The 18,018-nt window shown below is 59.8% G+C and carries 16 protein-coding genes; 3 read left to right on the forward strand and 13 right to left on the reverse strand.

Going from position 1 to position 18,018, the window contains the following annotated elements; genetic code table 11:
* Positions 1-97: 97 nt before the first annotated feature.
* The 7 genes from ACCD00_RS04890 to ACCD00_RS04920 form a co-directional block, all read right to left on the reverse strand.
* On the reverse strand, positions 98-763 hold the full coding sequence (locus ACCD00_RS04890; protein WP_413422395.1) for a methionine ABC transporter permease: 666 nt from the start codon (positions 761-763) through the stop codon (positions 98-100).
* Positions 760-2,133, reverse strand: a complete 1,374-nt coding sequence (locus ACCD00_RS04895) for an LLM class flavin-dependent oxidoreductase (RefSeq protein ID WP_413422397.1) — start codon at positions 2,131-2,133, stop codon at positions 760-762. The genes ACCD00_RS04890 and ACCD00_RS04895 overlap by 4 nt, the downstream gene beginning before the upstream one ends.
* Positions 2,134-2,143: 10 nt before the next feature.
* Complete coding sequence (locus ACCD00_RS04900) at positions 2,144-3,358, reverse strand: SfnB family sulfur acquisition oxidoreductase (protein WP_413422399.1); 1,215 nt, start codon at positions 3,356-3,358, stop codon at positions 2,144-2,146.
* Between the two features lie 277 nt (positions 3,359-3,635).
* On the reverse strand, positions 3,636-4,019 hold the full coding sequence (locus ACCD00_RS04905) for a VOC family protein (protein WP_102669643.1): 384 nt from the start codon (positions 4,017-4,019) through the stop codon (positions 3,636-3,638).
* A 92-nt stretch (positions 4,020-4,111) separates the two neighbouring features.
* Positions 4,112-5,230 carry an S-(hydroxymethyl)glutathione dehydrogenase/class III alcohol dehydrogenase gene (locus ACCD00_RS04910; protein ID WP_413422401.1) on the reverse strand — a complete coding sequence of 373 codons (1,119 nt, stop codon included), beginning with the start codon at positions 5,228-5,230 and terminating at the stop codon, positions 4,112-4,114.
* A 108-nt stretch (positions 5,231-5,338) separates the two neighbouring features.
* The gene (locus ACCD00_RS04915; protein ID WP_413422403.1) at positions 5,339-6,307 is read right to left on the reverse strand and encodes an ABC transporter substrate-binding protein; all 969 of its coding nucleotides are present in this window, start codon (positions 6,305-6,307) and stop codon (positions 5,339-5,341) included.
* A gap of 155 nt (positions 6,308-6,462) precedes the next feature.
* The gene (locus tag ACCD00_RS04920) at positions 6,463-7,302 is read right to left on the reverse strand and encodes a hypothetical protein (protein WP_413422405.1); all 840 of its coding nucleotides are present in this window, start codon (positions 7,300-7,302) and stop codon (positions 6,463-6,465) included.
* A gap of 109 nt (positions 7,303-7,411) precedes the next feature.
* On the opposite strand from ACCD00_RS04920, the gene ACCD00_RS04925 reads away from it, so the two are divergent.
* Positions 7,412-8,323 (forward strand): LysR family transcriptional regulator, encoded by a 912-nt coding sequence (locus tag ACCD00_RS04925; RefSeq protein ID WP_413422407.1) that lies wholly within the window; start codon positions 7,412-7,414, stop codon positions 8,321-8,323.
* Positions 8,324-8,433: 110 nt separating this feature from the next.
* On the opposite strand, the gene ACCD00_RS04930 is transcribed toward ACCD00_RS04925, so the two are convergent.
* From ACCD00_RS04930 to galB, 3 genes are read right to left on the reverse strand one after another with little or no spacing between them, the layout of a single operon-like run.
* Positions 8,434-9,522, reverse strand: a complete 1,089-nt coding sequence (locus ACCD00_RS04930; protein WP_413422409.1) for a 4-oxalomesaconate tautomerase — start codon at positions 9,520-9,522, stop codon at positions 8,434-8,436.
* 2 nt (positions 9,523-9,524) lie between these two features.
* Positions 9,525-10,241 (reverse strand): 4-carboxy-4-hydroxy-2-oxoadipate aldolase/oxaloacetate decarboxylase, encoded by a 717-nt coding sequence (locus ACCD00_RS04935; protein ID WP_413422413.1) that lies wholly within the window; start codon positions 10,239-10,241, stop codon positions 9,525-9,527.
* Positions 10,238-10,972, reverse strand: coding sequence for a 4-oxalmesaconate hydratase (gene galB / locus ACCD00_RS04940; RefSeq protein ID WP_413422415.1), 735 nt, complete (start codon positions 10,970-10,972; stop codon positions 10,238-10,240). Before galB ends, ACCD00_RS04935 begins: the two co-directional genes overlap by 4 nt.
* Positions 10,973-11,130: 158 nt before the next feature.
* Between galB and ACCD00_RS04945 the strand changes: the two genes are divergently transcribed.
* Positions 11,131-12,348: a LysR family transcriptional regulator gene (locus ACCD00_RS04945; RefSeq protein WP_413422417.1), complete on the forward strand. Its 1,218-nt coding sequence runs from the start codon at positions 11,131-11,133 to the stop codon at positions 12,346-12,348.
* Between the two features lie 304 nt (positions 12,349-12,652).
* Here the strand turns inward: ACCD00_RS04945 and ACCD00_RS04950 are convergent, their stop codons facing one another.
* The 3 genes from ACCD00_RS04950 to ACCD00_RS04960 form a co-directional block, all read right to left on the reverse strand.
* On the reverse strand, positions 12,653-13,900 hold the full coding sequence (locus tag ACCD00_RS04950) for an OprD family porin (RefSeq protein ID WP_413422420.1): 1,248 nt from the start codon (positions 13,898-13,900) through the stop codon (positions 12,653-12,655).
* A gap of 137 nt (positions 13,901-14,037) precedes the next feature.
* On the reverse strand, positions 14,038-15,300 hold the full coding sequence (locus ACCD00_RS04955) for a gallate dioxygenase (RefSeq protein WP_413422422.1): 1,263 nt from the start codon (positions 15,298-15,300) through the stop codon (positions 14,038-14,040).
* Between the two features lie 25 nt (positions 15,301-15,325).
* Positions 15,326-16,663 carry an MFS transporter gene (locus tag ACCD00_RS04960; protein WP_413422424.1) on the reverse strand — a complete coding sequence of 446 codons (1,338 nt, stop codon included), beginning with the start codon at positions 16,661-16,663 and terminating at the stop codon, positions 15,326-15,328.
* A 339-nt stretch (positions 16,664-17,002) separates the two neighbouring features.
* Here ACCD00_RS04960 and ACCD00_RS04965 point away from each other — a divergent pair, with 339 nt between their 5' ends.
* Complete coding sequence (locus ACCD00_RS04965; protein WP_413422426.1) at positions 17,003-18,007, forward strand: amidohydrolase family protein; 1,005 nt, start codon at positions 17,003-17,005, stop codon at positions 18,005-18,007.
* The last annotated feature ends 11 nt before the right edge of the window (positions 18,008-18,018 follow it).

Below are 18,018 nucleotides of genomic sequence, written 5' to 3' on the forward strand. Positions count from 1 at the left end.
CTCATGACTCCAGAATGATCGAAAAGTGGCCGTCGTGAGGTGGACGTAAGGCCTGCAGCAGCGGTACCCGGCTGCTGCGTTCGGGTATGCAGGGCGCTCAGCGCCTTGTGTAATGTCGTACCAGGCGATCGCCGCTCATCTGCAACGCCTGCACCAGCAGGATCAGCAGCAGCACGGTGACCACCATCACATCGGTCTGGAAACGCTGGTAACCGAAACGAATCGCCAGGTCCCCAAGGCCACCACCGCCCACCACCCCGGCCATGGCGGTGTAATCCACCAGCACGATGGCGGTCACCGTGACTGCGGCGATCAGCCCGGTGCGGGCTTCAGGCAGCAGTGTGTACAGGATGATTTGCGGGGTACTCGCGCCCATTGATTGCACGGCTTCAACCAGACCGCGATCGACTTCGCGCAAGGCACTTTCCACGAGCCGGGCAAAGAACGGCGTACACCCGACCACCAGTGGCGGAATGGCGCCGCGTACGCCCAGCGAAGTTCCGGTGACCAGGGTGGTCACCGGGATCAGCACGATCAACAGGATGATGAATGGCATCGAGCGCAGCACGTTGGCCACCACCGACAACAGCCGGTAGAGCCGAGGCGACTCGAGCAACTGGCGCTGGCCCGTCAGGTACAACAGCACGCCGAGCGGCATCCCCAGCAACACCGTGCAGCCCAATGCCACGCCGAGCATGCTCGAGGTGTCCAGGCAAGCCTCGGCCACTTCGCTCCAGTTGACATGGGCGAACCACTCGTTCATCGCCGCTCTCCCGCTCGCAAGGCCGCTACCGGATGCGGCGCAGCCAGCCGATCGCCCTGACCGAAGAGCTTGTGACGCAGGGTGCCCTCCTCGTACTCATGTTTGAACAGCCCCCGTGCCTGCAACTCCGGCACCAGCAGATCGACCACTGCCTCAAAGGTCTCGGGTGCGACCACGCTGGCCAGGTTGAAGCCGTCAACACCGGTCTCCTCGACCCACTCCTGTAGCTGATCCGCCACCGTCTGCGCCGAGCCCACCAGGATCGGGCCGTCACCACCGATCGCGCAGTAGTCGGCAATTTCCGCGGTGGTCCAGGTTCGATTCGGGTCGGCGCGGGTGAACGCCTCGACGGCCGACTGGATGGCATCGCTGGGCACTTCACGCAGCACCTGGTCCCGCGTGTATTCGCCGAAATCGATCCCGGTCCACCCCGACATCAAGGCCAGGGCACCGCTCGCACTGGCGTACTCGCGGTACTCGCGCAAGCGCTCCAGGGCCTCGGCGTCCGTCGCGGCGACGATGACCGTGAGCTGCTCGAAAACCAGCACCTGATCGGCCTTGCGACCGGCCGCCTGAACCGCGGCGCGCAGCTGCGCGACCTGTTGTTTGAGCACCACCTTGCTCGGCGCGGCGACAAACACGCACTCGGCATTCGCCGCTGCGAACACCCGACCACGGCTCGACGCGCCGGCCTGGTAGATCACCGGAGTGCGCTGTGGCGATGGTTCGCTGAGGTGGAAGCCGGGCACGGTAAAGAACTCGCCCTGATGATCGATGCCGTGCACCTTGCGCGGATCGGCGTAAACTCCGCTGGCGCGGTCGGCCTGCACCGCGCCCTCCTCCCAGCTGGCTTCCCAGAGCTTGTAGCAAACCTGCAGGTACTCCTCGGCCAGCGCATAGCGCTGATCGTGGGACAATTGCCGCTCCTGGCCCATGTTTCGCGCGCCACTGCTCAGGTAGGAGGTGACGATGTTCCAGCCTGCACGTCCCGACGTCAGGTGATCGAGGGTCGACATGCGCCTGGCGAACGGAAACGGATGCTCGAACGACACCGACGCCGTGACACCAAAGCCCAGATGGCGAGTGGCTGCGGCCATTGCCGGCACCAGCTGCAACGGATCGTTGACCGGCACTTGCGCCGCACTGCGCAGCGCCTCGTCGGCACTCCCCTGGTAGACGTCATAGACGCCGAGCACATCGGCGATGAACAGGCCGTCGATCTTGCCGCGCTCCAGGGTTTTCGCCAGTTCGATCCAGTAATGGATGTCGGTGTAGCGCGTGGACTGATCACGCGGGTGCCGCCACTGGCCGGGCGACAAATGCCCTACGGTGTTCATGCTGAAGGCGTTGAGACGAATTTGCTTGGGCATCTGCGCGACCTCAAGACCAGTCATGGCGAGGAGGCTTGATGCCGTTGAGCAGCCAGTTGCCAATCACGTGGTACTTCCAGCGCACCGGGTCGTGCAGGGTATGAACCCGCGCGTTACGCCAATGGCGATCGAGGTTGTGCTTGCGCAGCGTCGACCGGGTGCCACCCAGTTCGAACAGCTTGTTGCTGGCCTCGATGGCGATTTCGGTGGTCAACACCTTCGCCCTGGCCACCGCCAGCGATGCCTGCGCGACTGACTGCTCATCGGGCGCCGACCGGGCCTGGTCGAGCACAAGGCCCGCACGCTCCAGCAACGCCTCGGCAGCTTCCAGACGGATATCCAGTGCGCCGACCTGAATGATGGTCAACGGATCTTCACTGGCCTTTTCCACCCCGGCATCGATCCATGGCCGCGCCTGCTCACGCACAAAGCCGATGGTGTCGTGCAGTGCCGCACGGGCAATGCCCGCATCAATGGCCGCCGTGGTGATCTGCGCAAAGGGCCCGGCCAGGGTCGGGCGTTCATAGGAGCGGTAAGTCGGGAACAGGTTGAAGGCCGGCACCCACAGCCCCTCGACCAGCACGGTGCCGCTGGAGGTGGTGCGCTGACCGATGCTGTCCCAGTCGTCCACTACGTTCAAACCCTCGGCATGGCGCGGTACGAAGGCCAGTTGTGCACGGTCTTCGCTGTCCAGGGCCAATACACCCAACCAATGGGCATAGAGCGACCCGGTGCAGTAACCCTTGCGCCCATCGATGCGATAACCCTCGCCCTCTGCGACCAGCCGGGTACGGATGTCCTGCACGTTCTTGCCACCGGTTTCCGACAGCGCGTTGGCGAAGCGATTACCCGCAAGTGCCAGGTCGAAGAAGAACCGCTTCTGATCGTGACTGCCCTGCAAACGGATGTCTTCCAGCAGGCAGTAATGGTTCTGCGGTATCTGGCCAAGGGATGGGTCGGCCGCCGAGACAATCGCGATGACCCGGGCCAGGGTCGCATAAGACACCTGCGCGCCACCGTACTCCCGAGGCACCGTAATGCCCCACAGTCCACTGCTGGAAAAAGCATCGACCACCTCGGCCGGCACCTGTCGCGTCAGATCGCGCTCGGAGGCGCCAGCCTGCAACAGCGCAGCGATTTCATGGGCAATGCGAATGGCTTCGGCATCATCACGGATCACATGGGCCGAAGGTGGATTGATCGGGTATGCGGCTGAAACTGACATGGATTCCTCACTCTATCGGTGGCTCCGCCAACGGCCGCACAGTCCTGCAAATGACTGTCGGTACGGAGCCTTACCCGGATGGAGCACGATCCATGCCATGACATTTAATCGTTAAATATCAATATCTTATAAAAAACAGCGGAAACCGGAATAGCCAGCCAGACACTTGCTGTTGAAGCACTGTTGAGTATCCAACAGTGGCTGGCCATTCCCGGCTACGCCAATTCAGCGGGAAAACAGCGCGAACGGTTGCGCCAATGCGGCCTCGTCTTGAAACTCAGGCCGGCTTGAAACAGTACGCAGCCAGTTTGTTCCCATCGAGATCCCGCGCGTAAGCCGCATAGGCGTCAGGTGCCCAGCCTCGCGGACCCGGTGCACCTTCGTCGGTGCCGCCACTGGCCAGCGCCGCGGCGTGGAAAGCGTCAATGGCGGCACGATTCGGCGCCTCGAAGCTGATGGTGACACCGTTACCCACGCTGGCCGGGGCGCCGTTCGCCGGCTTCAGAACGAAGAAGGACGGGGCGCTCTCACCCCAGATCGATCCATTCTCGTCCAGATCAGCGATGCGTTTTTGGCCCAGGGTACCCAGGACATTGTCATAGAAGCTGCGCGCTTTTTGCAGGTCGTTGGTACCGACGGTCACATGAGTGAAAATGGTCATCTTTGTGCTCTCTTTAGTGTAGATACGGTGGGTTGATGTTGCAGGTTTTCGCGCCTTTGACTCGCCCTGACGGGCTTCGCCAATCTGTTGAGTCAGCGATCGAAATGGATAACGGTGCGGATGCTTTCGCCTTGGTGCATCAGGTCGAAGGCTTTGTTGATCTCCTCGAGCCCCATGGTGTGGGTAATGAAACTATCCAGAGGAATCTCGCCCTTTTGCGCGTTCTCGACATAGCTGGGTAGCTCGCTACGTCCTTTCACACCGCCAAATGCCGAGCCGCGCCAGACGCGCCCGGTCACCAGCTGGAAAGGACGGGTACTGATTTCCTGTCCTGCGCCGGCGACGCCAATGATCACCGACTCGCCCCAGCCCTTGTGGCAGCACTCCAGGGCGGCGCGCATCAGATGGACGTTGCCAATGCATTCGAAGGAGTAGTCCACACCGCCCTCGGTCATCTCGATGATCACGTCCTGGATCGGCCTGTCATGATCCTTGGGATTGATGAAATCGGTAGCCCCCAGTTGCCTGGCAATGTCGAACTTGGCCGGGTTGATGTCGATCGCGATGATCCGGCCGGCCTTGGCCATGGTCGCACCGATAATGGCTGCCAGGCCGATGCCTCCCAGACCGAAGATTGCCACGCTGGCTCCCTCCTCCACCTTGGCCGTATTGATCACCGCGCCAATGCCGGTGGTCACACCACAACCGAGCAGGCAGACCTTCTCCAGTGGCGCATCCTTGGGGATTTTGGCCAGGGAAATTTCGGGAAGCACGGTGTATTCGGAGAAAGTCGACGTGCCCATGTAGTGGAAGATTGGGCGCCCCTCATAAGAGAACCGACTGGTGCCATCGGGCATCAAGCCTTTGCCTTGAGTGGCACGGATCTTCTGACAAAGATTGGTCTTGCCGGATGTGCAGAATTTGCACTCGCCACATTCCGGGGTGTAGAGCGGGATCACATGGTCGCCCACCGCCAGTGAAGTGACCCCCTCGCCAACCGCTTCGACGATACCGCCGCCTTCGTGGCCAAGAATGACGGGGAAGATCCCTTCGGGATCGGCGCCAGACAACGTAAACGCATCGGTATGGCAGACGCCGGTTGCGATGATCCGCACCAGCACTTCCCCGGCCTGCGGGGGTGCCACATCGACTTCGACGATTTGCAGAGGCTGGTTCGCCGCGAAGGCGACGGCCGCTCGTGATTTGATCATGTTCATGATTCCCGGACGCAAAGAGACGCCGTTCCTGTGTAGAAACAGTCAAGAGATGGTGTTCAGAGGGGCGTAACAGAGGGCGGGCGTCCTTGCCCTTGAGGCCGATTAGAGCGATGCCTCGATCTTTTTTGCTGCGGCTTCGTCGACCCAGGCATGCCAGATTTCCGGGTGTTCCTTGAGGAACATTCTGGCCAGCTTCGGCGATTCGATGCGTTCCCGGGTCATCCTCGCCAGATTCTGATTCAACAAGTCGATGGGAATGTTGACCTTCTCCAGTACCGAGACCAGTTCAGGAGCCTGTTCATGAAAAGCCTTGGAGAGTCCAACCATGGTGATGACGTCTTTGTTGGCGCCGGTCTTTTCCTCCAGCCTTATCGCATCGATCTGCCCCATCAACGGCGTCGGTGACCAGTAGTAGAACAGTACCGGTTCACCGCGCTTATAGCTGGACAAGACAGCCGCATCCAATGCGGCACCAGTGCCTGGACGGAAATTCGTGAACGTGGTTTCAAGGCCATACTCTTTCAACATCTCGGTATTGTCCTGCTCACAGATCCAACCCGCAGGACAGTTGTAGAAACGGCCTTTGGACGGTTCCTCCGCATCGTGAAAAACACTCGCGTACTTGCTCAGGTCAGCGACTCTCCTGAGGTCGGGCGCCTGCGCTGGCCGGTTACGTTTAGCGTCCCCTTCAACGACGTAACGCGGCACATACCAGCCCTGAGTCGCACCGATGATCGGAGCGCCAACCCCGACAACCTTTCCGGCCGCCGCCGCCTTTTTCCAGACTTCGCTGCGCTCCATCCACTCTTCGCCAAACACCTGAATGTCATTGCCGGCCAGTGCGGTTTCAAGAATGATGGTGTTACCCACCAACTGATCCGTTGCACAACCATAACCATCCTTGAGCACGATCATCATGATGTCGGTCAGGAGCATCCCGCTCTCCCAGTTCAGCCCGGCAAATTTCACCGACTTGCCCGATTCACACCACCCTGATGCCTGGCTTGAAGCACTACCGACAAGCAAGCCAAGGGTGAGCAAAGAGGCCAACAAACTCTTCCTGTTTTTCATGATCAGACGCTCCGAATCATTATTATTGGGGGCAGCGAACTGTTGTGTGCGACACAGGAACAAACGAGTCCATCAGATTCAGTATGGACAAGTGCGTGCGCAAACACGTGAGGCGAAGGCGTGAATCAATTGCTTTTATGGTTATTTGGCGAAGCTCAAGCCAATGGATCTACAGACGTACGCCCGTAGAACAACTGGCGCGCATAGGCACTGAACTCGACATCGGGCTGGTCCACGTACGCAAACACCGCGTTGAGCCTCAGCCTGTCCCCTTCCACCGGCGTAACCCGGTGCAATGAATAGCGGCCGCGGAACAATGTCAGGGTGCCAGGCACTTGAGGCAGGACCTCTACCTGCTGTGTTTGCGAGTCATCGAGGAATTGCCTGACCGCGTCATAGCAATCGTCGCTTTCATTGCGCAGCATCCGCACATACTCGAAATCCCCACCGGCGCTTGCAGCCTGAAGGGACAGCGTGACGCTGAAGTCGGAACGATCAAAGTGCCACCCCAACTCCTGCCCTGCCGTGAAGCCCTGCAAGTTAAGGGCGGCCAATGGATCGGCATGACGATAGAGCGTGTCCAGAGCCAAAACATCTTTGATGAAAGCAAGGACTTCGTCCGACCCATAGATCTGCCGGATCAAATGGTCGGCAGGAATATCGGCATAGGCAACCGTGTCTTTTGCCGTGTTCATCAAGCGTCGTAGCGGATGTTGCGGATCAACGCTTTCATCCTGGGGTTTGAAATAAACCGTGTGGTTTTCCCGAAAATGAAACATGCGCGAGTGCAGTGCAAGTGTCTGCTGCGCCATCGCGACAACCGATGGATCGCGCACAAAACCCGGAAAGATCGCAACGCCCTCTTGTCCCAGCAACGACTGACTGTGAGTGACCAGTGCGAGATAAGCGGGGCTGGTGCGATTGGTGATTGGGTAACGCTCGAGATCGACGAGATCGCCCAGGGTTAGCGCAGGTGTGAAAGGCAGGGTAGTCATTGTTGTTGGTCTCCGTTGGCTCTGCTGGATTCAGATTGCATCGGCACCAAAAACAAGTCACGCTCATAATTTTACGCAATTTTGTGAATTATTTTCAGGTCGTATTCCCATGAGACTGACGCTGGATCACTTGGTGATGTTGCAAACCCTGTCGGAAGTCGATTCGATAACCGCGGTGGCCGAACGTTTATGGCTGACACCTTCAGCCGTCAGTCACCGCATACGCGAAGCGGAGCGGCGGCTAGGTGTGAGCCTGACGGAAAGATCGGGAGGAAAGCTCAGGCTCAGCCCTGCCGGCGTGCGCCTGGAACGGGCCGCCAAAGACATCATCGCCATACTCAATGAGGCTGAGTCCGAGGCCCGGTCCATGGCCGGTGGCGTCACAGCGTTTGTCCGTATGGGTGTCACCTCCTACGGCCCGTTTCGCTGGATTCCAAAGTTCATCAAGCACTACTCAAGTCTTCGACCAGATATCGAAATCACACTGGTGACCGTGCCCCGTAACGACGTTTACGCGAGCCTGATGCAAGGCAGACTGGATGTGTCCATTATCGATGACGGCATGGTGCCTAGCGGTGTCGCCAGGTTGCCGCTTTTTCGGGACGACCTGATTGCAATCATGGCAACCGATCACCCCCTTGCGGGAAGGAAAAATATCTACGCGCAAGACTTCAAGACTTACAACCTGGTGACGTATTCGACCGATCGCGCCAGTGGCTGGGAGTACGACCGTTTCTTCGCCCCCGCCAGCATCTTGCCGCGCCGCATGATCACGGTGGAGTTGATCGAAGCCATCGTCGAACTGGTCCGTTCGGGATACGGAATCAGCATATTACAACGGGATTTGGTAACCCCCAGCCTGGAGCGTGGGGAGCTTGCGTGGGCCGCCCTGAATGACGGCCTGGATATCGCCTGGAACGCAATCGTTCGCCCCTCGGAACGGGAAGATAGTGAGGTCAGTAAAATGGTTACAGAGCTTGATACCTGGATTAAATATGCAGGAAATACCGGGCATGGCTAATCCCGGGTTAGCGCGTGAAAATCGTTTCTTTGGGTCAATTACAGTCTTTCGCATCAGGTAGCTACCGACCAGAAGCGCTCGTCCACCCACTGCCCCCTTGAACACAACGCTCAACTGCCCTGGTTGCCTGGCCATAGCGTCCGCGGAATACATACGGTCCCATCCAGTAGCAATCGGGCTGTTCTCATCAGACCGCAACTCATCAGACGATCATGCCCAGGACGCAATTCTACGGTGAACTCTCCCGAGGGGTGTTCAACCGAGAGTTGCTTGACGTCACCCTCAACGACACACGCCACACCCGCCGCCACACTGCCCTCGACCAGGCAGGCAACCGCCACACTGACCGCACCGAACACGCCGATGCTGGTATGGCATCGGTGCGGAATGAAGGTGCGGGTGCTGAGTGCCCCACCCGCTTGTGCTGGCGCAATCAGGCACATCTTGGGCACATTGCGCTGGCTCACGTCCCCCAGATCCATGCGTGGACCGGCCTGCAATCGGATCGATTCAAGTCGGGCCTTCAACCCGGTGTCGGCATCCAGTTGCTCAGGGTGCTCGTAGCCACTGAGCCCGAGGTCTTCGGCGCGGATAACAATGACCGGCATGCCATTGTCGACACAGGTGACCTCGACACCATCGAACACATCGACAGCGTTACCGGTGGGTAGCAATGCGCCGCAACTGGAGCCGGCGATGTCCTTGAACTCAACGACCAGCGGCGCACCGCTGCCGGGCACACCGTCAATACGTGCTTCGCCAGAATAGCTGACGGTACCCTCCGGCGTCGGTATATGAGCAATCGCGATCTGCCCGGTGTTTTCCATGAAAATGCGCACCGGGGTCACATCACCCGCCGCGGGCACCAGTCCGCGCTCAATGGCAAACGGCCCGACACCGGCGAGAATGTTGCCGCAGTTCTGGCCGTAATCGACACGCGGTTCATCGACCAGTACCTGGGCGAAAAGGAAGTCGACGTCGGCTTCGGCGCGCGCGGAAGGTTTGATGATCGCCACCTTACTGGTGAGTGAGTCGCCGCCACCAATGCCATCGATTTGTCGCGCATCCGGCGAGCCCATGACCGCCAGCAGTACGCGATCTCGAAGCGCTTGCTCATCGGGCAAGTCGCGGGCCAGGAAGTAAACGCCTTTCGACGTCCCGCCACGCATCAACAGGCAAGGAATACGTGTCTGGCCCATGCTCAATCTCCGAGTTCGTCAAGGCTGTCGACATAGCGCAAGCCCTTTTCCGCGAGCCGCTGGCGCATGTTGTATATGTCCAGCCCCAATTCGCCCTTGGCCAGACGCAACGCCTTCTGCTCTTCGAGGTCGGCGCGCGCACGACTGGCTTCGACAACCTGCGCAACTTCGCCGCGACGCACGATGACCACACCATCGTCATCGGCTACCACCACGTCGCCGGGGTTGACCAACTGACCGCCGCACACCAGCGGCAGGTTGACCGAACCAAGGGTCTCCTTGATCGTGCCCTGGGCGCTGATGGCGCGGGACCAGACCGGGAAGCCCATCTCGCGCAGGGTGTGGGTATCACGCACGCCGGCATCGATCACCAGGGCGCGCACGCCGTGGGCCTTGAGCGAAGTGGCGAGCAGGTCGCCGAAGTAACCGTCGGTGCACGGAGAACTGGGAGCAACCACCAGAATATCGCCGGGCCGGCACTGCTCCACCGCCACATGGAACATCCAGTTATCGCCCGGGGCAACCAGCACCGTCACCGCCGAGCCGCTGATGGCCGCCCCTCGTTGAATCGGTGTGATCGAAGACGTCAGCAGGCCTTTTCGCCCCTGCGACTCGTGGATGGTCGCGACACCGAAGCGCCCCAGCTCATCGACCAAAACCTGCTCGGCCCTGGCGATGTTACACACGACGACACCGGTTTTTCCGATCAGCTCGCTCATGCCAGATTCTCCGTCACGCGCGGGAAGATGCTCTGGTAACCCTCGCCATAAACGATGTCACGGCTGGAGGTGATGCCGACGTTGCGCTTGGCCTGCACACCTCGTTGCAGGGCGACACGAGTGTAGTACTCCCACAGGTGTTCCTGACCGGCCATGCACTGGATGGCGGCGTACTTTTTGTCCCAGACCGAGGTGATGTCCAGCAACACATCGGGGCGCCATTCGCATTGCTCGGGCTGGTGCGGCTCGAAGCTGTAGACCGGTGGTGCACCGACGATTTTCTCACCCGGCTTGTAGCCTTCGGCCTGGGCGACGATACGTGCCTCTTGCGTCAGGTTCATGGCCAACGGGTGATCGTAGTTGTACGGGTCTTTCAGCGAGTGGCTGAGGACGAACTCGGGCTGGACGCGACGAAACACGTCCGCCAGGCGAAACAGCGTTTCCTTGTCGGCACGCATCGGGTAATCGCCGATGTCGAAGAACTCGACACTGGCACCGAGGATATCCGCTGCGGCCTGAGCCTCCTGGCGCCGGGCGGTTTTGACTTTCTCTTCGCTCATCTCACCCTTGCGCCACAGCTTGGCGGACTCACCGCGCTCACCGAAGGACAGGCAGACGATGTGCACGGCATAACCCTGTTGTGCATGCAGCGCGATGGCACCGCCGGCGCGCCAGACGAAATCGGCAGAGTGGGCGCTGACGACCAGCGCGTTTTTCGGTGAATCGACCATTGCGGATACTCCTCCTGCGTTTCGAACGAGCATCGCACCGCGACCTGCTCCAGGAGTAATGCGTTGAAGTGTTGGAGGTATGCGTTTTTTTTATTGCTACTCAATCAGGGCGGCGGCATAGTCCAGCTCGAAATGACTATTTGAAGAGTCCGCGCCCCATGGAATCCACCGAACTGCCCAGCCTGATGCACGTACGCGCCTTTGTCCGGGTGGCTGATCACGGGAGTGTTTCCAAAGCCTCTGTGGCGCTATTCCGTGCTCAGTCAGTCGTGACCCGGTCGATCTCCGAGCTGGAGAGCCGTCTCGATGTGCCTTTGTTCGAACGCCACGCCAACGGTATGCGTTTGACCGCTTTCGGCGAGCGCTTGCTGCCTCGGGCGCGTCGCGTGCTGGCCGAGCTGGACAGTGTGCCGCGAATGCTGGATGGCGCGGACAAACGAGCGGTCGAGCCGCTGTACCTGTTCCAGGCCCGGCGCCTGCAAGTGTTCGTCAAACTCTGCGAAACCCGGCATATGCAGACCGTCGCCAGCCTGCTCGGCCTGAGCCAGCCGGCGATCAGTTCGACCATCAAGGTCATGGAAAACGGCTGCGGCCAAGCGCTGTTCGAGCGCACGCCTCGCGGATTGCAGCCAACCCGCGCCAGCCAGGAAATCCTCTTTCCGATCCGCCGGGCGCTGAACGAATTGCGCCATATCGAGACCGATATCACCGCTCTGCGCGGCGTCTTGCAAGGCGTGGTGCATATCGGTGCCCTGCCCTTGGGTCGCACCCGTATATTGCCCGAGGCCATTGTGTGCATGATGGCCGATCATCCACAGATCCGGGTGATCACCAACGAAAGTCCGTTTGATTTGCTGGCGACCGATCTACGCGCTGGCGATGTTGATTTCATTTTCGGCGCCCTGCGCCCGGAAGCCTATGCCAGTGACCTTACCGGCGAGGCGCTGCTCACGGAAGACATGGTGGTATTGGCACGGCGTGATCATCCGCTCTATTCAAAAACGACCTTGCACGATGAACTCGGCGCGGCCCAGTGGGTGCTGCCACGTGCCGGCTCGCCAGCCCGGCGGATGCTCGATGAGTGCTTCACCCGATTCGGCATTGCGCCGCCCCAGCCGGTAGTGGAAAGCGGCGACATGGCAATCATTCGCGGGCTGTTGCTGCGCTCGGACATGCTCGCGGCAGTGTCCGCCCACCAACTGGAACAGGAGATTGCTTCGGGCGAGTTGTGCATCCTGCCGCTGGAGTTGAAACAGACCACCCGGGCCATCGGACTGACTTATCGCAGTGGTTGTCTGCACTCGCCCGTGGCGCAAGCCCTGATGGATGTGATTCGCCGGGTGATCCGCGAACAGCAAAATCTGCTTTGTGACTGACGCACAGCCATCGCGAGCAGGCTCGCTCCTACAATGGTTATTCGTCGTACACCGGGCCTGAGTACAACGCCAATCCACTGCTCGCGAAAAACGTCCGGACAACGCGTTCATTCAGACAGCACGCGTTATCGTTGATGTCCATCGCGAGCAGGCTCGCTCCTACATTGGTTGTTGTTCGTGCGCAGCGTTTGAATACAACGCCAATCCCCTGTAGGAGCGAGCCTGCTCGCGAAAAACGTCCGGAAAACACGTTCATTCAGACTGCACGCGTTATCGTTGATGTCCATCGCGAGCGAGCTCGCTCCTACAGCAGGCTGAAGGGATAGCTGACGATCAGGCGGTTTTCGTCGAACTCGTTGCTGCTGTAGTCGCGGCGAATACTGGAGTTGCGCAGGCGCAGGCTGAGGCTTTTGAAGGTGCCGCTCTGTACCGTGTAGCCCAGTTCGGACTCACGCCCCCATTCCTTGCCATCGGTGACGCTGCCCGTGTGCACATTGTCGCCGCTGATGTAGCGGTTCATCAAGGTCAGGCCGGGAATGCCCAGCGCGACGAAATTGTAGTCATGGCGCAGTTGCCAGGATTTCTCCCGGGCGTTGTCGTAGCTGCTGTTGTAGCTGTCGTTGGCCAGTGTTCCGCCGCTGGTGCCGTTGACCCGCATCCACGCATCATCACCGCTAAGTTTCTGCAGGCCGACGTAGAAGGTGTTGCCGCCATAGCGCGCAGAGAGAAGTACCGAGAGGGTACGGTTGTCCAGATCGCCGGCCCGCGCACTGCCATCCTCGCGCCCCCAGAAGTAACCGAGGTTCGCGCCCAACGTCCAGGCACCGAGTGGCTGGCTGTGGACCAGCTGCAAGTATTGCTGCTGATAGATATCCTTGAGCTCGGCATTCCACAGGCCGATCAAGGTACGCTTGTCGTTGAAGCTGTATTCACCGCCGACGAAGTTGAAGCGATCGGACGTGAACGCGGTTTTACCCTGCATGAACATGTCTTCCATGCTCGAGTCGTTGCGCGGGCTGTTCTGCCGAAACTGGCCGCCATACAGGGTCAAGCCATCGATATCCTGCGAGGTGACCTGGCCGCCGCGAAAGGTTTGCGGCAACGAGCGGCCGTCATCGGACCGCAAGATCGGCAGCACCGGCATCCACTCGCCGACCTTCAGTTCGGTTTTCCCCACTTTCATTTTTCCGGCGACCGCCAGACGGCCAAAGTCATCGGCAGGACGCCCATCGCTATCGAGTGGCAACAGCTGCGTACCCCCCGTGCCCTGCCCGCCATCAAGCTTGACCGAATAGAGCCCCAACACATCCACGCCAAATCCCACCGTGCCTTGGGTGAAACCGGAACGAGCATCGAGGATGAAGTTCTGCGTCCACTCTTCGGCTTTCCCTTGCGGGTACGCCGGGTTGGTGAAGTTGCGGTTGATGTAGAAGTTACGCAGGTTCAGATTGGCGCTGGCGTCTTCGATAAAACCTGAAGCCTGTCCTTCCAGAGGTAACACGCAAGCAACTGCCAGCGAGCAAACGACTCGATGATTAACGGTGATTTTCATTGTTATTGTTTTCCGGTTTTTGGGTAAAGGAATGCCCTGCGCCCTTATTTGCCGGGCACGGTGAGATCAAGCGAAAAATGGGTGATGGCGACCCGGGCAGGGTCGCCGAGAACTGACGGGGCCGTCGCCCCTGATGATCAGCGCGGTGCTTTACCCGCCACCGAGTAGAGCACCTGCTGGTTCCGGGTTTTCATGAACTCGTCCAGGCTCTGCCCACGCATCGCCGCGTAGACCTGCAAGTTGGGAATGCCGAGTACCGCAGCAAGCTTTTCCAATACGAAGAAGATCGCCCCGTACTGGATCAATCCGCGCCAGTCACGGCGCCGCAGCAGTTCGCGTTCCTCTTCGCTCAAGCGGCCTTCCTCGAACAGCGCCTCCGGGGCATCGAGAAAGCGTTGACGCCATTGCGGCTCGATCATGCGATGCAGGAATTTGTTCAGGCGATAACCCTTGGCACTGCGCTCCAGGGTGAACGGATAGGTCCCTTCAAGTTTCTCGATACCGACCAACTGGTGTTGCATATGCTGCAAATGGCGTGTGTTCACATCAGCCGGAACCGGCCGATCCTGGTTCTCCAGCAACAGTGTCGCGATGCCGGTCATGGACGGCAGGTAATAGTCCTGATGCAGGTTTTTCACCGTGGCCGACAAGGCGCCACGCATGATCAACCAGGTGATCACCTCCGAACCCTCCATGCCCCCGAGGGTGGCGTACTCGGCATGGGTCATCTCGGTCAGCCGTACCGGGTCGTTGACCAGCAGATCAATGAACTGCTCGTCCCACTGCGAATTATTGAAACCGCAACGCTCGCCATGCACCTGATGAGACACGCCACCGGTGGCGACAATGGCCACTTTCAGGTCTTCGGGATAGCTTTCAATGGCCCGGCGCAAGGCCAGGCCCAGCTTGTAGCAGCGCAAGGCGCTGGGGATCGGGAACTGCAACACGCCGACCTGCAGCGGCACGATTTCCACCGGCCATTCAGGTTCGCAAGGCAGCAGCGCCGACATCGGCGAGAAGAAACCGTGGTCCAGCGGCTTGTCGCGGAAGAAGCTCATGTCGAACTCGTCAGCCATCAGGCTTTGGCCAATATGCCGCGACAGCGCCGCATGCCCGCCGACCGCTGGCAGCGAGCGGGGGTTACCGCCCTCGTCCGCCACCTCGTAACGCTCATCGACCCCGAGGGAGAACGCACCATAGTGATCGAAGAAAAACGACGTCACGTGGTCGTTGAAGATGTAGAACAACACATCCGGTTGTTGCTCCTTCAACCACAGCTTGATCGGTTCGAAGCCTTCGAAGATCGGCGCCCAGGCGGCCTCATTCTGTTTGTCGTGATCGACGGCAAAGCCGATGGTGGGTGTATGGGATACAGCGAGGCCACCGATGATGCGTGCCATGATGAGTTCCTTTTTGCGAAGAAGATTATTGCGTCAGCAAGGCCTGGTTGGCCTGGCGCCGCGCATGACCGTTGGCCAGGATCGCCAGTGCGGCGATGAAGGCCGGCACGCTCAACAGGGCGAACAGCAACGGCAGGCCCAACCCGAGACTGAGCACCGCACCACCGATGAGAGAACCAAAGATAGCGCCGAAGCGACCGATGCCCAGCATCCAGCTCACGCCTGTGGCGCGGAAATCGGTCGGGTAGTAACCGGGAGCAAAAGCGTTGAGTCCGGTCTGCGCGCCGCTCATGCAAAAACCTGCCGCGACTACACCGAACGCCAACAGACTCGATTCCAGACTGAACGCCCCCAACAGCAGGATAAACACGCCGCCCAAGGCATAGGACGTGGCGATGACCCTGTTCGGATTGCGCCGGTCCATGGCCCAACCTACCGCAATCGCGCCGACCGTACCGCCAATCTGGAACAGGCCGGTGATGGTCGCCGCCCGCTCGATGGACAGGCCACCTTCGCGCAACAGGGTCGGCATCCAGCCCATGGTCAGGTAGATCACCAGCAGGCCCATGAAGTAGGTCATCCACAGTGCGACAGTGCCGAACCGAAAGCCCTCGGTGAACAGCATGCGCACCGGCGCTTTATGCTGTGCCTGAGGCTCGGTCATGGTGAATTTCGTGGTGGCCGAAAAGGTGCCACCCAACTTGTTCAGCACTTTGGCGATCTGTGCAGCAGGTGCATTGCGGGCCGCCAGGAAACGTGCGGATTCCGGCAACAGCAACCAGAGGAAAGGCAGCAACACCAGTGGCAGGATGCCGCCGACCAGCAACACCGATTGCCAGCCGTGCAATGGAATCAACCAGGCGGCGACCAAACCGCCCATTCCCGAGCCCATGTTGAAACCGGTGAACATGATGGTGATGAACAGCGAGCGGTTGCGCTCTGGCAGGTATTCGGCAAGCAGCGTGGTGGTGTTCGGCATCGCGGCGCCCAGGGCCACGCCGGTCAACAGCCGCAAGGCCGCAAGTTCGTAGGGGTTGCGGGCGAATGCACAGGCAAGACTCAGCACGCTGAATCCGGTCACCGCAAACAGCAGCACCTTCTTGCGTCCCAAGCGATCAGCGTAAGGGCCGGCCGTCAACGCACCAATGGCGAGCCCGACCATGCCCGCGCTCATGACCGGGCCGAATGCGGCTTTTGACAACCCCCATTCCTGAATCAGTGAAGGCGCGATAAACCCCATGACCGCCACATCGAGGCCATCGAATAGAACAATGAAGAAACACAGGCTCATGATGAGCCACTGGTACCTGGCAACCGGACGGTTATCGATCCACGCTTTGATGTCGACCGTTTCGTGACTCATGTTTTCACCTTCTTATTTTTGTAGAAATGCCGAACGGCTTGGGGATTGGCGCAGGCCAGAGGCCGCCCGACAGCCGAACGTTGAGCGTGACTTTAAAGCCGCAGGTGCCTGCCGCGCCTCTGGGAAATCCTTAAACGGGTATCTGTTTTGTTTATCGGATATTTGAGGCGTGCCGCGCGGCCATACAGGAATGCCGATAAAAAAAACCGATAACTGCTTAATGACTTCACAGGCGACGATCGGGAAACGCTTGCCTTAAGGTCGACGCTACTGCCTTGACGGCGGTAGCGGTGATTGACTCTCCGTAGCCGCACATACTAATAAAATAGGGGTTTGAACATGGTCACGCGTCTCGATGACAGCGGTTTTTCCCGCCGCTCGCTGCTCAAGAAAAGCTCCATTGTGCTGACAGCCAGCACCGCGCTCGGCATGCCGATCCTGAGCCAGGCCACCTCACTCAACAACAAGGAAGACCCCCATCAATTGCCAGGCACCGTCATGGATTCCCAACTACTGAGCCTGTTGTCGCAACCCAAGATCGATTGCCACCATCATGTGATCGACCCTGCCCAATACCCCTACCCCACTGACTCCACCTACCAACCGGCAGGGCCTGAGGTCGGACCCGCGGCGTATTACGAACAGGTCATGCAGGCCTATGGCATTCGCCATTCAGTGATCGTGCAGCCAACCTCCGCCTATGGCTACGACAACCGTTGTCTGCTGGACACGCTGGCGCGCAACAAGGGCCGCCATAAAGGTGTCGTCGTGGTGCCGAACGATGTCTCCAGCGAGACGCTCGCGCAGTACAAGGCACAAGGTATAGTCGGCGTGGCGCTCAATGCGGCACTGCTGGGTCCCGAGCGTTTCCTGAAGGTCGACACCCTGATGGGACGCCTGGCCGAGCTGGACCTGTTCGCCCAGATCCAGGTGAAAGACGATCAACTGCTTGCACTGTTGCCCTTGCTGCAGCGCACACGCCCCCGCGTGCTGATCGACCACTCCGGCCGGCCCGATGCCAGCGTCGGCTTGCAACAGCCGGCCTTCCAGGCACTGCTGGCTCTTGCCGGCAACGGACGCACCTTCGTCAAACTCTCCGGGCTGTCGCAATACTCCAGGCAGAGCTACCCGTATGCCGATGCCCAGCCATACCAGCTTGCACTTTTGCGGGCGTTCACTGCCGAAAACTGCATGTGGGGCACGGACTGGCCGTTCTTGCGCGCGCACCAACACATGGAGTTAGGTACCGTTCTGACAAACTTCGGCGAGATGTTCCCGAATGCCAGTGACCGCCAGCAGATTCTTTGGGAAACCCCAAAACGCCTGTTCGGCTTTACCGCCTGACCCCGAACATC

The sequence above is a fragment of the Pseudomonas sp. Pseusp3 genome (genome assembly GCF_047304225.1).
In the GTDB taxonomy this organism is placed as follows: domain Bacteria; phylum Pseudomonadota; class Gammaproteobacteria; order Pseudomonadales; family Pseudomonadaceae; genus Aquipseudomonas; species Aquipseudomonas fluorescens_CD.

Coding starts and splice junctions, on each gene's coding strand:
- ACCD00_RS04900 (WP_413422399.1), bottom strand. CDS start 3,358: ATGTCAGTTTCAGCCGCATACCCGATCAATCCACCTTCGGCCCATGTG.
- ACCD00_RS04950 (WP_413422420.1), bottom strand. CDS start 13,900: ATGAAAATCACCGTTAATCATCGAGTCGTTTGCTCGCTGGCAGTTGCT.
- ACCD00_RS04960 (WP_413422424.1), bottom strand. CDS start 16,663: ATGAGTCACGAAACGGTCGACATCAAAGCGTGGATCGATAACCGTCCG.
- ACCD00_RS04920 (WP_413422405.1), bottom strand. CDS start 7,302: ATGACTACCCTGCCTTTCACACCTGCGCTAACCCTGGGCGATCTCGTC.
- ACCD00_RS04895 (WP_413422397.1), bottom strand. CDS start 2,133: ATGCCCAAGCAAATTCGTCTCAACGCCTTCAGCATGAACACCGTAGGG.
- ACCD00_RS04965 (WP_413422426.1), top strand. CDS start 17,003: ATGGTCACGCGTCTCGATGACAGCGGTTTTTCCCGCCGCTCGCTGCTC.
- ACCD00_RS04955 (WP_413422422.1), bottom strand. CDS start 15,300: ATGGCACGCATCATCGGTGGCCTCGCTGTATCCCATACACCCACCATC.
- ACCD00_RS04915 (WP_413422403.1), bottom strand. CDS start 6,307: ATGAAAAACAGGAAGAGTTTGTTGGCCTCTTTGCTCACCCTTGGCTTG.
- ACCD00_RS04945 (WP_413422417.1), top strand. CDS start 11,131: ATGGAATCCACCGAACTGCCCAGCCTGATGCACGTACGCGCCTTTGTC.
- ACCD00_RS04930 (WP_413422409.1), bottom strand. CDS start 9,522: ATGGGCCAGACACGTATTCCTTGCCTGTTGATGCGTGGCGGGACGTCG.
- ACCD00_RS04925 (WP_413422407.1), top strand. CDS start 7,412: ATGAGACTGACGCTGGATCACTTGGTGATGTTGCAAACCCTGTCGGAA.
- galB (WP_413422415.1), bottom strand. CDS start 10,972: ATGGTCGATTCACCGAAAAACGCGCTGGTCGTCAGCGCCCACTCTGCC.
- ACCD00_RS04905 (WP_102669643.1), bottom strand. CDS start 4,019: ATGACCATTTTCACTCATGTGACCGTCGGTACCAACGACCTGCAAAAA.
- ACCD00_RS04890 (WP_413422395.1), bottom strand. CDS start 763: ATGAACGAGTGGTTCGCCCATGTCAACTGGAGCGAAGTGGCCGAGGCT.
- ACCD00_RS04935 (WP_413422413.1), bottom strand. CDS start 10,241: ATGAGCGAGCTGATCGGAAAAACCGGTGTCGTCGTGTGTAACATCGCC.
- ACCD00_RS04910 (WP_413422401.1), bottom strand. CDS start 5,230: ATGATCAAATCACGAGCGGCCGTCGCCTTCGCGGCGAACCAGCCTCTG.